The sequence below is a fragment of the Congregibacter litoralis KT71 genome, from assembly GCF_000153125.2.
GTDB classification, from domain to species: Bacteria; Pseudomonadota; Gammaproteobacteria; order Pseudomonadales; family Halieaceae; genus Congregibacter; species Congregibacter litoralis.
Window position 1 is genome coordinate 2113987 of sequence record NZ_CM002299.1, and the last position, 15057, is coordinate 2129043.

Genomic DNA, 15057 nt, shown 5'->3' on the forward strand with positions numbered 1-15057 from the left:
TTGTTACAACTAGACGGATATCAACCCCTTTCCATATCCAGCTTTGTGTACTAATCAAACTCTATGGCGAATTCACCACAGGTCCGGGTTGTCGAAGGCCCTGACGCATTGCAAGCGCCCCTCGAGTTTAGTTACGTCGTCTCCTTTGAGTGATACAGCTAGCCAGCCCACGGGCATTGATAAGGGATAAGGTGCGACGACTTTTTCGTGACTCACGGCCACAAAACCAAAGCGCGAGTAATAGGCGGGGTCTCCGTATGTGAACACGATATCGTGGCCCTGGGCTTTCAGGGCCTCAAGGCCATGTCTGATAAGACGGCTTCCTATGCCTTGTCCCTGCGTTTTACTGCGCACAGCCACCGGGGATAACAAAAAACCGGCATCACCCTTTGCAAAGCTGAGCGGACTGAAGATGATCGCGGCCTCTAAGCCCTGTTGATCAGCCGCCACAAAACCAATGATTGATTCAAGCTCCTCCTCAGCGAGCAGTGAGCGCACGAGCTTAGCTATGGCAGCGCCCTCTTCAGGCCCCTCTGCCTCGCTAAAGCTGTCTTTATACAGCTGAACGATCAGGTCCGTATCGTTTTGGCTGATAGTAGAAAACTGCATCATGAGCCCTCGTGAAAAAAGAGATTCAGCTGCCCTATAGTGCGTCTTATCGTGCTTCCTATCGTCTCGTGACAGTCGGCTACCCGGGCGCCCCGGGGGCAACTATCTTCCCCCAGGGTCGCCGCGAATGCCAAGGCTGGATGTTAATCTAGGACCTGCAAGCCGACGTCCTTGGCTTCACCCTCAACAAAGCAGGACAGTAACTCCGTGGGAAAAGCCGCAGGCAATGTCAAACTGATCCGCAGCTGCTCAATCTGGCGGACGCTGGAGATTATTGGCGACACCCCTACTCTGCTCATACTAGAAAGTTACTGGCTGGGCGCCCGGCGCTTTGATGAATTCTGCAAGCGAACAGGGCTGCTGAAAACCGTTGTCAGTGATCGACTCAAGCGTCTGATTCACAATGACTGTCTGGTGAAAGTCGCCTATAGCGATACTCCCAAACGTTTTGAATATCGCGGCACCCAGCGCTTTGTGGATTTTTTCCCCATGGCCCTGGCGATGCTCCACTGGGAGCGACGTTGGAGCGCAAAGAGCGGCGCCCTGTCCGTGGAACTCGTCCACAGGTCCTGTGGCAAGCTCACCGAGCCTCGGCCGGTCTGCAAGTGCTGTCGGGAGCTCATCAGTCCCCGGGATGTCAGCTGGGCTGTGGGGCCTGGCGAGGGCGTTACCGAGTCAGACTACAGCAGGCGACGGAGGCAAAGTGCGGTACCGGTTAACGATTTGATGGACGATGTGGTGCGCATTGTGGGTGATCGCTGGTCGACGCTGATTCTGCGGTCGATGTTTGTCGGCATTAACCAGTTTCAGAGGATTCTCGAAGACACTGCCATGGCGACAAACATCCTCTCGGAGCGCCTCTCAGAGCTGAGCGAAAAGGCGGTAATTTATGCCGAGAGCGTGCCCGGCGACACGCGGCAGATCGAATACAAGCTGACGGAGAAAGGGCGGGACATCTACCCTATTATTCTGACCTTGCTTGCATGGGGCGATAAATGGCTGCCGGCCGCTGAGGGCCCCCCGTTACTGCTGACGCACACACCCTGCGGAAACGCCCTGGAGATCGAGATGGCCTGCTCCGCCTGTGATCAGGAGGTCCAACCCCACGACACGCACTACGAACTCATTGGCCAGGGGCCTGGCTAAACTCAAACTCAGGCAGCGTTTTCCCAGCCGTCTATCTGTTCGGGTTTCATCCAGCAGCCATGGAACCCCAGAGGAATACGCCGGGGTATCTTGATACGGGCAACGGGACCGTCGTCGATCCGCTGAGCATCAAACACCTGTAATTCCTGCACCCGGGTGTCATCATTCCAGCAGAACACCACAAGGTATCCGTGATCTTCACTTTTTGGATTGTCTGCTGGTGCGAACCACGGTTCGCTGTACCAGCAATGATCGACATCGTCGGACCAGGCGCCCGCGCTCTCTCCGGTTTCAAGATTCATCTTGCGAACGCCCACCCAGCGAAAATCCGTGGGGTGGTGATCGATGAAGTACCCCCAGCGCGTGGGTCTGCCCGTGAGAGCGCTGTTATAGCTGGGGAACTCAATGTTGTAATCGGGGTTCAGACAGCGCTCGGTTGTTTCGCCGGTCTTCAGGTTCATGCTGTAGCGCCAAAGCCGCGCATCCATCATGAGTCCGCCAATCATTTTTGCCGTGCGACCTTCATCGATACTGCCATCGGGGTTCTGCGCGGGCATATAGCGACAGGCGATTTGAATGACTTCATCGCCCTCTTCCCAGCAATTGACGACGTGATACAAAAAGCAGGAGGAGAACTCAAACCACTGAATACTCTCCGGTGCACCAAATCGCGGGATGACGCCAAAGCGCATTTTGAGATCACTGTTAAAAACGATCTTGTGCCGACCGGCCTTAAGCGCCTCCTCGTCGTGATAAACCGGGACATCGTGGAGAATTGAGTAATTCTCCGTAATACCCATGTCGTGCATCAGGCGGTCGCCGGGTAACTCAACGGGGACGTGGTGTACCAGCTTGCCCTGTGCATCTACCACGCCGTAGCTCATATGCGGTTTTTCGGTGTAGTAATCAAAATACATCAGGTCGCCCGTGTGCTCATCCACCTTGGGATGCGCGGACATCCCATTGCCCAGACCACTCACGTATTCCGGCGCAGCTCTCACGGTTTCGAGGGTCACGGGGTCCACAATGTGGGGAATCCCTGCGAGGTACCAGCTGGTGAGTGCTTTACCGCCATGTCCAATAACGTCGGTGTTGGACACATCGGCCATGGGTTTATCGGCACTGCCCTTTTCGGAATTACGCACCCCCCAGAAGGTTTCCTTGCCCGCATCGAGGTTTTTCAGGGAGTCCTGGGTCTGTATGTAGCGATTGCGATAGGTAAATTGCCCATTGCGAAACTCACCGGCGTGAATCATCCCGTCACCGTCAAAGACGTGATGTGCGCCTTTGGGTTCGAAGCGCGGATTGGGGCCGTTGCGCAGATACACGCCGTTGAGATCCGCGGGGATCTCGCCTTCGACATCGAGACCTCTCAGTTCCAGTTCCTCGGAGACCGGGGCAAAGGACCCCGTGAGATGGGGGCCGTGAGCGTGGCCAAAAGGAGCATCATGGTCGATCAGAGGTTTATTCATCGCACATCTCCCGGGAGCAAAAGGGCTCTCAGCAAGTAAGTATGTTTACGCAAGGGATTAGACATCACAAGAGGCCTGGAGATCAAGCACGGTTACGTCGTGCTAGATAACGCCCTCTGCCTGGAGTTTTGAAATACTGTCAGCGTCGTATCCCAGTTCCGTCAGAATGTCCTGAGTGTGTTCGCCAAGGCGCGGCGCCCGACGGAAGGTTCCCGCTGGCGTCGCGGAATAGCGAAGAGGATGGTCAGCAATCGGTGCGGGTTTTGATAAACCCGGGTAGTCCACGGCCTGGAACATACCTGCGTCCACTACCTGCTCGTTATTCAGGGTCTCTCTCGGACTGAGTAATTCACCGCAGGGAATCCCTGCGGCGGCAAGCTCGCTTAACACCGCTTCGGAGTTCCTCTCTGCACACCAGGCAGCCATACGTTCACCGATGATTTCACCGTGGTCCCCCCGGGACTGATCCGTGGCGAATCGCGGATCCTCAAGCCATGACGTCTCGTCCATGAGCGTCGCCCATCGCTTGAACAGGCCGGCACCCACAACTTGCACCGTCACCCAGCCGTCCCGGGTGGCAAAGGTATCTGTCGGCGCGTTGTATTGACCGCGCATACCGGTCCCCTCCCTGCCCTGTTCGAGTATCGCCTCTTCCATCAGCGCCGCATTGTTGAAAGTCAGGGCCGTGCCAAGAAGCGAGCCCTCGACCATCTGCCCTTCGCCGGTTTTATTGCGGTGGAGAATTGCTGCAAGCGTGCCAAAGGCGCTGAGGGATGCGGTGCCAAAATCAGCGTAGGGGGCGAAAGATTTACCCGGGGAACCCGGGGTGCCATTGAGATACATACTCCCGGACATTGCCTGGGCGACGGTGTCGAAGCCGCCACGGGCCGCGTAGGGTCCCGTCGATCCAAAGGCCGAACCTGTGGTAAGGATGATATCGGGCTTGATCTCTTTGAGTGTTTCATAATCAAGTCCCAGCTTTTTGAGGGCTGGAAACGGCAGGTTTGCTACGACGACATCCGCGGTCTCGACGAGGCGCTTTACAATTCCGCGGCCTTCCTCTGTAGTGGGGTTCAGGGTCATTCCCCGTTTGTTACGACCAAGCTGCAGATAGTAAGCTCCCTCTCCGTCGTCACTCACGGGGACTGTGTAGCGATCCTCGCCCCCTCGGGGTTTTTCGATGCGGATAACGTCGGCACCCAGGTCTGCCAGTAGAGTCGCGCAAAACGGTCCGGCAATATAGCGGCCGAAATCCAGCACCCGGATACCGTGGAGTATTTGCTTCATGCTGTTAATGCCTTAGCGGTTTCTCAGGTCTGCGATGCGGGTTGTATCAACTCGTAAAATCAGGCCTTGGTGAGTCTTTGAAAGCGGGCGATGGCGTCGCGATATTCTGTTTCCAGATCATCAACAATGTCAGCCAGAGCCTCAATACGCCGGCTTCGTCCCACCCCCTGCCCCGCGGCCCAGATGTCCCGCCAGCGCTTGCTGGCTTCCGTGCCGGAATAATCCCGGGGCATACTGCCGGCATTATCAAGGTCGATACCGGCCTTTGCGACGCTGGCTTTTAACCATGAGGCCCTGGTGCCGGTAATCGCCGCGGATACCACCAGATCCTCGGAATCTGCGGCGATTATCATTTCCTTGTATGCCTCGTGGGCCATGCTCTCCCGCGTAGGCAGGAATCGCGTACCCATGTAGACATAATCAGCGCCAGCGGCAATGGCGCCGGCCACCCCCGCTCCATCGCAGATCCCTCCCCCCACGGCGATGTATCCGTCAAAAAACTCGCGGACGGCGGATATGAAGGCGAAGGGTGACAGCTCTCCCGTGTGCCCGCCGGCACCGGCGCTGATGCACGCCAGGCCGTCGACACCCGCCTCTGCCGCTTTTCTCGCAAGCTTGAGGTTGATGACGTCGGCGAATACGAGACCACCATAGGCTTTTACGGTACTCATGACGGGCTTGGGTGATCCCAGGGCGGTAATGACCGCCGCAGGTTTGTATTTCGCCACAAGCTCCAGCTCTTCATCGAGTCGCGTATAGGACGAGTGGGTAATGAGGTTCATCACCCAGGGCGCATCTGCGTCTGATCGGGCCTCGCAGATCCGGGCCATCCATTGCTCCAGTTCCTCGATGCTTCGCGTGTTGGTTGATGGAAAGGAGCCCGCTATGCCCGCCTTGCAGGCGGCGATGACCATCTCCGGTCCGGACACGAGAAACATCGGCGCACAGAAAACCGGCAGACGGAGTTTTTGAAAAGGGTCTGAGGTCATTGCGTTACCCGTTCCAGTACTGCGACGGTCGTGACACCTTCCTCCACGCCCAGGAATCCTCCACCGTTTTCGGCAACGCCAATCCGGGCGCCAGTCACCTGTCGCGCGTCTGCTTCCCCGCGGAGCTGGGTCACCAGTTCATAGAGCTGCGCAACGCCCGTGGCACCCACGGGGTGCCCCTTGGCGAGAAGTCCGCCCGACGGATTCACCGGGGTCCTGCCGCCCAGGGCGAAATCTCCATCCCGCAACCGCCTGCCAACTTCTCCGGGGTTACAAAGACCGAGGTTTTCGATTTGTTGCACCGTCGAGAACGCTGTCGCATCGTGAACCTCGACCACATCAATATCCCGGGGGTCGATGGACGCCTCGTTGTATGCTGCGGTCGCGGCGCGGCGTCCGATGTGGTTTTCATAATCCAACTTGTCCCGTGACTGGGTACTTAGCAGCGCAATGGAGCGGAGGCGGATGGCCCGGGATATTCCGAGCCGCCTGGCCGCCGCTTCATTGCACAGTACCAGTGCCGCGGCGCCATCACTGACCGGGGCGCACATGGCGCGGGTAAACGGGTCCACGATGGGTTTGTCTGCCAACACCTCGGCGACGGTAAACGGCGTGTGGTATTGAGCATTGAGATTGTGCTGGCCATGGCCGTGGGTGTTTGAAGCCACCCGCGCAAAGTCCTCAACCGTCGTGCCAAAGCGCTCCATGTGGACCTTGGCTTGCGCCGCATAGAGATCCATAAACAGGCTGCGGTCCGGGCCGGGGGTTTCGCCACCCATGGCAACAATGTAGTCAAGGACGCTCTGCCGGTCGTGGATGTCCGTGCCTCCGGCAAAGGCGGCTGCCACCTTTTCGGGCCGATCCTTGTAGACCATTTTTTCTGCACCAACGACCAGGGCAATGTCGACCATACCCGCACGGATCGCCGTCATGGCCTGATGCGCGGCCGTGGAGCCGGAGGCGCAGGCATTTTCGACATTGATGATCGGGATGCCCTCGATGCCCGCCGCCCGCAGGGCGATCTGTCCTCGTATGGTGTTCTGTCCTTCGAGCATCGGTTGCCGGGTGTTGGAAAACCACGCGGACTGGATATCCCGGGTTTGAAGTCCGGCATCGGAGAGTGCCGCAGCAACGGCGCTTGCCGTGAGGGTTTTTACCGTTTCATCCAAACGCTTGCCGAAGGGCGTCATGGACGCACCGATGACGTAAACATCCCCACTCATCCGGTGCTTGCCGTTTTTTCCGCGCTGCCCGACAAGGGTGTCACTATGGGGCGCCGGCGCTGGGCAATACGAAACCGTGAGGCCACAAAGGAGAGATCCGCAAGGCAGGCATTGCCCGCAGGGTTCAAGCCGGTGACGTGATAATCGCTATAAGCGGCGGCAAAGTTGATCCACATGGCGCCCGTGAGATTGATGCTCAGGTTTGCGCCCACCGCGGCGTAAACATCCACCCATCGATCAATAAAGTCTTCATCCGTGGAGTACATGTAACAGGAGATCGTGCCGCGAGTACGTGCAAGCTCCGTTGCCTCTTGGGCGGCAGCATCGGCGCTGTCCGTTGCCACGACGAAGAGTACGGGACCGAAACGCTCCTCGGCATACATCGCCTGATGTGATGAATCTCCGGCGATGACCATCATGGTGCGTGTTAGTGCTTTCGGGAAGTCCGGATGCGCATAGGCCTCCCCTTCACGGAGAATGCGTAAGCCCTCGCCCCCCGCCATCTGCGAGGCCTCGGTAACAACGTCCAGGCTGAGCTGCGCCTGTACCGCCCCCATGATCCCCGCCGCCACCTTGGGATTGGCTGCCAGGGCATCAATCTCATCCACGATGCACTGCGCCACGGCATCGAAGCTTGCATGTCCGTCCCGGGTTTGAATGCCGTCTTTGGGCACGAAGACCACCTGGGGACTGGTGCACATTTGTGCCGAGAACAAGCTGGATGCGCGCGCAATGGCCCGCATGGATGCCACGAGATCATCTACGGACTCCACCACAACGCTGTTCACACCAGCGGTCTCCGTAAACAGCTGTTTGCCCGTGACGGTCTTCTCGAGGTGGCTGCCGTAGCGCGGGCTGCCGGTGAAGTCGATGATCTGCACATCGGGGTGGTCAACATAGTGCCCCGCGATCGGCTCGGCGATGGTGTCTGCGGCCAGGGTGACAAGATTGGGGTCAAAGCCAAAGGCTGAGAGCACGGCCCGACAGCGCTCAACGACAATGGCCATGGGCAAAATAGCGATGGGGTGGGGTTTGACGATAACCGGGTTCCCCGTGGCCAGACTCGCGAACATTGCCGGATAGGCATTCCAGGTCGGGAAAGAAGCGCAGCAGATCACCAGTCCCACGCCCCGGGGGACAAGTGTGTAGGTTTTTTCAAGGGCGACCTGATCGCGACCAAACTGCCGGTGGTACTCGGCGGCGGGGGTAACCTTGTCCATGGCCATGGCGGCGTAAGCAAGGGCCTCGATGCCGCGGTCAAGGGCATTCGGGCCGGAGCCACTAAAGGCCTGCGTGTAGCTTTGCCCGGCCACATGCATCACGGCATGGGCCATTTCGAAATTGTTGTCATACAGCTGTTCGGCCACTTCAAGGCACAGCGCAATGCGTAATCCCGGGGACGCTTTGGACCAGTCGGCCATGGCTGTCTTGGCCGAGGCAATGAGCGCCTCGGGCTCACAGAGCGGATAGGTGATTCCCAGGGGCTCCCGGGTAAAGGGTGAGACCTCCTCCCCTGACCAGCCGGTGATGCCCGGGAGATCGATGTCAAAGCGTTGATTCAAGCGCGCCTCAAAGGCCGCTTTGCCGGCAGGTGGTTTCTCTTCGCCATGAATTTTGGAGGACGGGGAATCTTTAAAAGGACTCCAGCTTTTTCTACTCATGACCGCGTCCATGGCGGCGTCCAGGGTGGCGGCGTGTTTTTCGACCAGCGCCCGCTGCGGTGCGCTTATCGTTGGCTTTGCCATTGTCGGTTTGCCAGGTGTTGCGTGTGTCATCAGCAGTCCTATCCCAGGCGCTCTACAATGATTGCGCTGCCTGCACCGGAGGCGCCTGCAGCGACCACGAGTCCGTAACGGCCCTCAGCCTCATCCAGAGCATCCAGCAGTGTGGACAGAAGAATTGCGCCGGAGGCGCCGAGGGGGTGTCCCTTGGCCAAATGACCGCCGCTCACATTCACGCGCTCCGGCGAGACATCCCGGTCCCGCAGAAACTGCACAATGCTGACGGCAAAGGCCTCCATAAACTCAATGCGATCCATGTCGTCCAATGAAAGGTCTGCGCGCTGGAGCACTTTGTCGAGGGCGGCAAAGCTGGCGGTCAGGGACTCTGCGGGATCACCACCGACTTCTGCGCTGGCGATAATCCGCGCCCGGGGCCTCGCATCAATCGCCCCTTCTGCGGCTATCAACGCCAGGCCGGCGCCGTCGGCGATGGGCGGCGCGTGGGCGATGGTATGCCGGTGATCAATATCGCGGCCAAGGATGCCTCTGTAATGAGCGGCAGCTGCCCCGAAGGCCGGCTCCATCGCGGCGAGGGATTCGGCGGTACCCACGCGCAGGCATTCCTCGCGGTCCAAGCCGTTTACGGCAATGCGCGAGGCGACCAGCGCCGTGCCTTCTGCCGCCGCCGCGCGTTTCTGTGACGTCAGCGCTGCCGCATCCAGCGCTTCCCGGCTGATGTTCTGATCCTCAGCGAGGCGATCGGCAGCCAGGGCCACCAGGAGATAACGGCTGCGAAGAGGCAAGGTGCCGTCCGTATAGAAATCCGCCTTGTCGGCCATAAAAGGGACCCGGGACATCATCTCGACACCGCCGGCGAGCACAGCATCAGCCTGCCCCGCGTCAACCATGGCATGAGCCTGGCCCATGGCCGTAAGACCGGATACGCAGAAGTTGTTAATGGCGACCGCGGCGGTGCTGTCGGGCAAAGCCGCGCGGAACTTTGATACCAGTGCGATATTGCCACCCTGGGCACCGACCTGCCCCACCGCTCCAAGAATCAAGGCATCGGGGCTTAAGGCGCCGGCTCCTCGCTCTGACAGGGCCTCGGCGAGGGCAGCGACCAGTTCATCGGGTTTTTTGGCGGCCAGCCCGCCCTCCGCCTTGCCTTTGCCGCGGGGTGTGCGCACAGCATCGTAGATAACCGCCATAGTCGATCTTCTCGTTAATTTTATCGGGGTGCCTGATCGCCGGTCGGGCGCTTTCTGGCCAAAGGCACGCTACAAAATTGCCATTTGAGTCTCACACAGGCAGGTACGTTTATACAAGTATTAGGGCCCGCGTTCGGGCTTGTTCTCGGTGCCCATGGGTCCATTTTCCTAAAACTTGAACACCTTCCCCGGCCCGCAGCTCTTGTTGCTTTGATCCTGAGGTCGGGCAGATACTGTCACTATGAGCTTTCAGCCCCATGACATTTGTCTGCGTCCCTGTCGCCGTAGCGATCGAGAAGCCTGTCTGGCGCTCTTTGACGCAAACTGTCCCGCGTTTTTTGCCCCTAACGAGCGTGAGGACTACGTGCTGTTTCTCGACGAGTCTCCCGAGTCTTACCAGGTGGCGACGGCAGCCGGGCGTGTGATCGGCGCTTACGGGGTGTTCCGTCGGGGTGAACGTGTTGCCATTAACTGGATACTGCTCGCGCCCGACGCCCAGGGCATGGGTCTGGGTGCCCTTTTTATGGAGCGCGCTGTGGAGGAAGCCCGCGCCCTTGGCGGCAAGGTCCTAAATATCGCCGCCAGCCATCTGTCGGCGCCGTTTTTTCAGCGGTTCGGCGCCCTTGAGCGCGGTCGTGTGACGAATGGCTGGGGGCCTGGCATGCATCGCGTCGATATGGCCCTGATGATCGAAACCTCAAAGAGACTGTAAAAAATACGATCCAAACAAAAGGCGACACAGATCAATGTTTTGCAGGGAAACTGCGCTATACTTTGGTTATATGTATATATCTTTTGATTATATAGCGAAGGAATCATAGCTATGACTACCGTTGCAGACGTCACCCACTTTTTTGATGCTCCTACGAACACCTTGTCCTACATTGTGAAAGATCCCGACAGTAATGCCTGTGCGATTGTGGATAGCGTACTGAACCTAGACTATCCCTCAGGTACCGTCAGCTACGAGGGTGCGGACGCCATCATTGCGCATGTCGAGGAAAAAGGCCTCTCGGTGGAGTGGATCCTCGAAACCCACGTGCACGCCGATCACCTGTCTGCGGCCCCTTACCTCCAGCAAAAGCTCGGCGGTAAGATTGCTATCGGATCGGCCATCAAAACGGTACAGAATGTTTTCGGTGAGGTGTTCAATGCCGACGCTGGATTCCAGCGCGACGGTTCGCAGTTCGACGTTCTCCTCTCGGAGGGCGATAGCATCAACGTGGGCTCTCTGGAGGGCTATGCCATGCATACGCCGGGACACACGCCCGCTTGCATGGCCTATGTTTTAGGGGATGCGGCTTTCGTCGGTGACACCCTCTTCATGCCGGACTTTGGCACGGCCCGCTGCGACTTCCCCGGCGGTGATGCGGCCACCCTGTTCCGCTCCATCAAACGCATTCTCGCGCTGCCCCCGGAAACACGCATCTTTGTCTGCCATGACTACATGCCCAACGATCGTGAGCTGGCCTTCGAGACCACCGTCGCCGCAGAAAACGCGGCGAACATTCATGTCAAAGAAGGCATCAGTGAAAGCGAATTTGTGGCCATGCGTGAAGCACGTGACGAGACCCTCGGCATGCCCAATCTGATTCTGCCCTCCCTGCAGGTCAACATGCGCGCAGGACATGTACCACCGCCGGAAAGTAATGAGCGTTTCTTTTTAAAGCTGCCGCTGAATGCATTTGGCGGTCCCGACCTTTCGAATCTTGCAGCAAAGGAATAACAAAAATGAGCCTTCAGCTAATCCCCGTCAGCGAATCCTTCTCGGTGTCGACGCAGGTTACGGCTGCGGATATCCCCACCCTCGTGGAGGCCGGCGTAAAGTCCTTGATCTGCAACCGTCCCGACGGCGAAGCCAATGATCAGCCCACGATCACTGAGATCCGCACAGCTGCAGAGGGCGCCGGGCTCAAAATCGCCTATGTGCCCATCGTGTCCGGTAAATTCACGCCAGCCGATGTTGCGGACTTTTCCAGTGCCCTGTCGCAGATGGAAGCCCCGGTGCACGCCTTCTGTCGCACAGGGACACGATCCATAACCCTTTGGAGTCTTCATCAGCGTGCCCAGGGTGTTGCCGACGATGAACTCCTCGAACGCGCTAAGGCCTGTGGCTACGACCTCACTGATGCGCTGGGGAGCGCTCCGGTTGTCGAATCCCGGGCGGATGAGACGATCAAGGCAAAGGACTATTACGACGTCCTTATCGTGGGCGCTGGCGCTGCGGGTATCTCTGTCGCGTCGAGTCTTATGTCACGGACGCAGGCCCTGTCTATCGCTATCATCGACCCGGCCGAGGTTCACTACTACCAGCCGGGCTGGACCATGGTCGGTGGCGGCATCTTTCGACAGGCAGATACGGTCAAGACCATGGCGTCCCTTATCCCCGAGGGCGTTCGGTGGATAAAGGCTGCCGTGGGTAACTTTGAGCCGGACAACAATCGGGTGTTGCTCGAGGACAGTCACCCGATTCACTACGACCGGCTGATCGTGGCGCCGGGTATCAAGTTGGACTGGCACGGTATTGACGGCCTTGTTGAAACCCTGGGCCGCAATGGCGTGACGTCCAACTACCGCTATGATCTGGCGCCCTACACCTGGGAGCTCGTGAGCAGTCTTCAGGAAGGTAAGGCGCTATTCACCCAGCCACCAATGCCTATTAAATGTGCCGGCGCACCGCAAAAAGCGCTGTATCTGTCGGGTGATCACTGGCGACGTCGAGGCGTGCTGAACAATATAGATATCAGCTTTTTTAACGCCGGGCCGGTCCTCTTTGGGGTGAAAGAATATGTACCGGCACTCATGGAATATATTGAGCGCTATCAGGCAACACTCAACTTCGGTCATCGCCTGACACGGATTGACGGAGAATCCAAAACCGCCTGGTTTGCCACTCAGGATGATAATGGTGACACCGTTGAGGTGAGTTCTGACTTTGACATGATTCATGTCTGCCCACCGCAAACCGCCCCCGACTTTGTCCGCCAGAGCCCCTTGGCCGATGATGCAGGCTGGATTGACGTGGACCAGAACACCCTTCAGCACAAGCGCTACGCCAATATCTGGAGCCTGGGGGACGCCATGAACGCTCCCAATGCCAAAACCGCCGCCGCTGCGCGCATGCAGGCCCCCATCGTCGCCAACAACCTTCTGCACGACATGGATCGGGTATCCGGCGTTGCTCATTACAACGGTTACGGCTCCTGCCCCCTCACCGTGGAGCGCGGCAAGATTGTCCTTGCGGAGTTTGGTTATGGCGGCAAGCTGCTGCCGAGTTTTCCGCGATGGCTGCTCAACGGGCAGCGCCCGACGCGCCTCGCCTGGATTCTCAAGGAGCAGATCCTGCCGCCGATTTACTGGAAGGCGATGCTCAAGGGTAAAGAGTGGATGGTTAATCCGGAGCGCAGCAAGGCCGACGCATGAAGCCATGGCTTCGCAATCTGCTGCCGCCCCTGGATTGGCTGGCTAGCTACAATCGAGAGGCCCTGGCAAGCGATAGTCTTGCCGCCGTGATCGTCACGATCATGCTGATTCCGCAGTCCCTGGCCTATGCGCTGCTGGCGGGCCTTCCTGCGGAGATGGGACTGTATGCCAGCATTCTGCCCCTGCTGGCCTATGCGCTTTTCGGTAGCAGTCGCACCCTCTCTGTAGGGCCCGTCGCCGTTGTGTCCTTAATGACGGCGACCGCCGTCGGCAAGATCGCAGCCACCGGCAGCCTCGGCTACGCATCGGCAGCCATAGCCATGGCCTTGTTATCCGGCATGATGCTCATCGGCATGGGGTTTTTGCGGTTTGGTTATCTTGCCAACCTCCTCTCCCACCCCGTGGTCTCGGGATTTATCACCGCCTCCGGTATCATCATCGCCCTATCGCAGCTGCGGCACATCTTTGGGATTGATGCTCACGGAGAGACACTGCCAACACTGTTAAGCACTCTCTTCGCGCACCTGCCGCAGTTCAACACCGTGACCACCATCACCGGACTTGCAGCGCTCGTGTTCCTCTTCTGGGTGCGCTCGGGGCTGGCGCCGCTCCTTCGCAGTTTTGGATTGAGCGCAGGCGCGGCGTCGATGCTCGCAAAAGCAGGTCCGGTAATTGTGATTATTGCGACGACACTGGCAAGCGTAATCTTTGCTTATGAAGACCTGGGGGTCGCCCTCGTGGGCGTCGTGCCCCAGGGCCTCCCGGCATTCAGCCTGCCGGCGATGGACTTTGAGCTTTGGTCCGAGCTGGCCGTATCCGCACTGCTCATCAGTGTGATTGGTTTTGTGGAATCCGTATCGGTGGGTAAGACGCTCGCCGCCAAGCGCCGGCAACGCATCGATGCGAATCAGGAACTCGTGGCTCTGGGAGCTGCCAATGTTGCGTCGGCCGTGTCCGGAGGCTTTCCCGTGACCGGTGGGTTCTCGCGTTCCGTCGTAAACTTTGACGCCGGTGCCCAGACACAACTGGCGAGTGTATTGACCGCTGTGGGTATTGCGGCAGCTGCCCTCCTCCTCACACCGGTGTTGTATTTTCTGCCCAAAGCCACCCTGGCCGCGACGATCATCGTTGCGGTCACTTCTCTCATCGACTTCGGGCTAATCAAAGTCGCCTGGAATTACTCTAAAAGCGATTTCACCGCCGTTATGGTCACGATTGTCAGCACGCTGTTTCTGGGTGTTGAGTTAGGTGTTTTGGCGGGCATCGTGGCATCCATCAGCCTGCATCTGCACAAGACCTCGCAGCCACATATCGCCATCGTAGGTGAGGTGCCAGGGACCGAGCACTTTCGCAACGTGAACAGGCACGATGTGATTACCCATCCCAGTATTGTGTCCCTGCGCATCGACGAAAGCCTGTATTTTGCGAACGCCGGCTACATGGAAAGTGCCATCTATGCTGTGATCGCAGAGCATGACGCGGATTTGAAGCATATTGTCCTCCAGTGCACCGCCGTCAACGCTATTGATCTGAGTGCCCTGGAGGCCCTCGAGGCCGTTACCCTGCGACTGAAAGAACAGGGGATAATGCTTCATTTAAGCGAGGTAAAAGGACCGGTGATGGATGCCTTGGAGCGCACGGACTTTCTTGAACATCTGTCGGGGCAGGTGTTTCTTACCCAGCATCAGGCCTGCGAGGCTCTCAAGCCAGCCGTCTGTTCATGAGTCGCGCATTGCAGATTCTGTCGCTGCTGATTGTCCTTGGCATCGCGGTGCTCGCTTACTTTCTTACCCTTGCGCCATCCCAGGACGACCCCTGTCTGAACCCGCAGAATGACGTGAGCGCCGCCATTCTTGGTGACGACAAAGATCAGGATGCCCTGGCGAATCGGGCGATGTTGCAGCGCAAGCTCTGCGAGAATCTCGACACCTTGCGCTGATCTCACTGACGTGACATAAACCAAATGCTGAGGGCCGCAA

Annotated in this window: 13 protein-coding genes; 6 read left to right on the top strand and 7 right to left on the bottom strand. The window is 58.4% G+C overall.

What is annotated here, in order from left to right; all coding sequences use genetic code 11:
- Nucleotides 1-72: 72 nt before the first annotated feature.
- On the bottom strand, nt 73-612 hold the full coding sequence (locus tag KT71_RS09760; protein ID WP_008295577.1) for a GNAT family N-acetyltransferase: 540 nt from the start codon (nt 610-612) through the stop codon (nt 73-75).
- Nucleotides 613-816: 204 nt separating this feature from the next.
- Here KT71_RS09760 and KT71_RS09765 point away from each other — a divergent pair, with 204 nt between their 5' ends.
- On the top strand, nt 817-1755 hold the full coding sequence (locus KT71_RS09765) for a winged helix-turn-helix transcriptional regulator (RefSeq protein WP_008295576.1): 939 nt from the start codon (nt 817-819) through the stop codon (nt 1753-1755).
- An 8-nt stretch (nt 1756-1763) separates the two neighbouring features.
- Here the strand turns inward: KT71_RS09765 and KT71_RS09770 are convergent, their stop codons facing one another.
- The 6 genes from KT71_RS09770 to KT71_RS09795 all read right to left on the bottom strand — a co-directional run bounded on the left by KT71_RS09770 (nt 1764) and on the right by KT71_RS09795 (nt 9655).
- A complete protein-coding gene (locus tag KT71_RS09770; RefSeq protein ID WP_008295575.1) occupies nt 1764-3227 on the bottom strand; it encodes a carotenoid oxygenase family protein in 1464 nt (487 codons plus the stop codon).
- 102 nt (nt 3228-3329) lie between these two features.
- Nucleotides 3330-4514 (bottom strand): CaiB/BaiF CoA transferase family protein, encoded by a 1185-nt coding sequence (locus KT71_RS09775; RefSeq protein ID WP_008295574.1) that lies wholly within the window; start codon nt 4512-4514, stop codon nt 3330-3332.
- Between the two features lie 59 nt (nt 4515-4573).
- The gene (locus KT71_RS09780) at nt 4574-5503 is read right to left on the bottom strand and encodes an NAD(P)H-dependent flavin oxidoreductase (RefSeq protein WP_023659549.1); all 930 of its coding nucleotides are present in this window, start codon (nt 5501-5503) and stop codon (nt 4574-4576) included.
- Nucleotides 5500-6726, bottom strand: a complete 1227-nt coding sequence (locus tag KT71_RS09785; protein ID WP_008295572.1) for a thiolase family protein — start codon at nt 6724-6726, stop codon at nt 5500-5502. Before KT71_RS09785 ends, KT71_RS09780 begins: the two co-directional genes overlap by 4 nt.
- Nucleotides 6723-8501, bottom strand: a complete 1779-nt coding sequence (gene paaN, locus KT71_RS09790) for a phenylacetic acid degradation protein PaaN (RefSeq protein ID WP_023659550.1) — start codon at nt 8499-8501, stop codon at nt 6723-6725. Before paaN ends, KT71_RS09785 begins: the two co-directional genes overlap by 4 nt.
- Before the next feature lie 8 nt (nt 8502-8509).
- Complete coding sequence (locus KT71_RS09795) at nt 8510-9655, bottom strand: acetyl-CoA C-acyltransferase (protein WP_008295570.1); 1146 nt, start codon at nt 9653-9655, stop codon at nt 8510-8512.
- Between the two features lie 241 nt (nt 9656-9896).
- Here KT71_RS09795 and KT71_RS09800 point away from each other — a divergent pair, with 241 nt between their 5' ends.
- The 5 genes from KT71_RS09800 (at nt 9897) to KT71_RS09820 (ending at nt 15017) form a co-directional block, all read left to right on the top strand.
- Entirely contained in the window at nt 9897-10367 is a 471-nt protein-coding gene (locus KT71_RS09800; protein WP_008295569.1) for a GNAT family N-acetyltransferase, read from the top strand.
- 111 nt (nt 10368-10478) lie between these two features.
- Entirely contained in the window at nt 10479-11381 is a 903-nt protein-coding gene (locus KT71_RS09805) for an MBL fold metallo-hydrolase (protein ID WP_008295568.1), read from the top strand.
- 5 nt (nt 11382-11386) lie between these two features.
- Nucleotides 11387-13078 (top strand): bifunctional protein tyrosine phosphatase family protein/NAD(P)/FAD-dependent oxidoreductase, encoded by a 1692-nt coding sequence (locus KT71_RS09810; RefSeq protein WP_008295566.1) that lies wholly within the window; start codon nt 11387-11389, stop codon nt 13076-13078.
- A complete protein-coding gene (locus tag KT71_RS09815) occupies nt 13075-14802 on the top strand; it encodes a SulP family inorganic anion transporter (protein ID WP_008295565.1) in 1728 nt (575 codons plus the stop codon). Before KT71_RS09810 ends, KT71_RS09815 begins: the two co-directional genes overlap by 4 nt.
- Nucleotides 14799-15017, top strand: a complete 219-nt coding sequence (locus KT71_RS09820; protein WP_008295564.1) for a hypothetical protein — start codon at nt 14799-14801, stop codon at nt 15015-15017. Before KT71_RS09815 ends, KT71_RS09820 begins: the two co-directional genes overlap by 4 nt.
- Nucleotides 15018-15057 lie beyond the last annotated feature (40 nt).

Excerpts from the sequence above, each read along its gene's own strand:
- KT71_RS09760 (WP_008295577.1), bottom strand. The coding sequence starts at position 612 with ATGATGCAGTTTTCTACTATCAGCCAAAACGATACGGACCTGATCGTT.
- KT71_RS09770 (WP_008295575.1), bottom strand. The coding sequence starts at position 3,227 with ATGAATAAACCTCTGATCGACCATGATGCTCCTTTTGGCCACGCTCAC.
- KT71_RS09775 (WP_008295574.1), bottom strand. The coding sequence starts at position 4,514 with ATGAAGCAAATACTCCACGGTATCCGGGTGCTGGATTTCGGCCGCTAT.
- KT71_RS09780 (WP_023659549.1), bottom strand. The coding sequence starts at position 5,503 with ATGACCTCAGACCCTTTTCAAAAACTCCGTCTGCCGGTTTTCTGTGCG.
- KT71_RS09785 (WP_008295572.1), bottom strand. The coding sequence starts at position 6,726 with ATGAGTGGGGATGTTTACGTCATCGGTGCGTCCATGACGCCCTTCGGC.
- paaN (WP_023659550.1), bottom strand. The coding sequence starts at position 8,501 with ATGACACACGCAACACCTGGCAAACCGACAATGGCAAAGCCAACGATA.
- KT71_RS09795 (WP_008295570.1), bottom strand. The coding sequence starts at position 9,655 with ATGGCGGTTATCTACGATGCTGTGCGCACACCCCGCGGCAAAGGCAAG.
- KT71_RS09800 (WP_008295569.1), top strand. The coding sequence starts at position 9,897 with ATGAGCTTTCAGCCCCATGACATTTGTCTGCGTCCCTGTCGCCGTAGC.
- KT71_RS09805 (WP_008295568.1), top strand. The coding sequence starts at position 10,479 with ATGACTACCGTTGCAGACGTCACCCACTTTTTTGATGCTCCTACGAAC.
- KT71_RS09810 (WP_008295566.1), top strand. The coding sequence starts at position 11,387 with ATGAGCCTTCAGCTAATCCCCGTCAGCGAATCCTTCTCGGTGTCGACG.
- KT71_RS09815 (WP_008295565.1), top strand. The coding sequence starts at position 13,075 with ATGAAGCCATGGCTTCGCAATCTGCTGCCGCCCCTGGATTGGCTGGCT.
- KT71_RS09820 (WP_008295564.1), top strand. The coding sequence starts at position 14,799 with ATGAGTCGCGCATTGCAGATTCTGTCGCTGCTGATTGTCCTTGGCATC.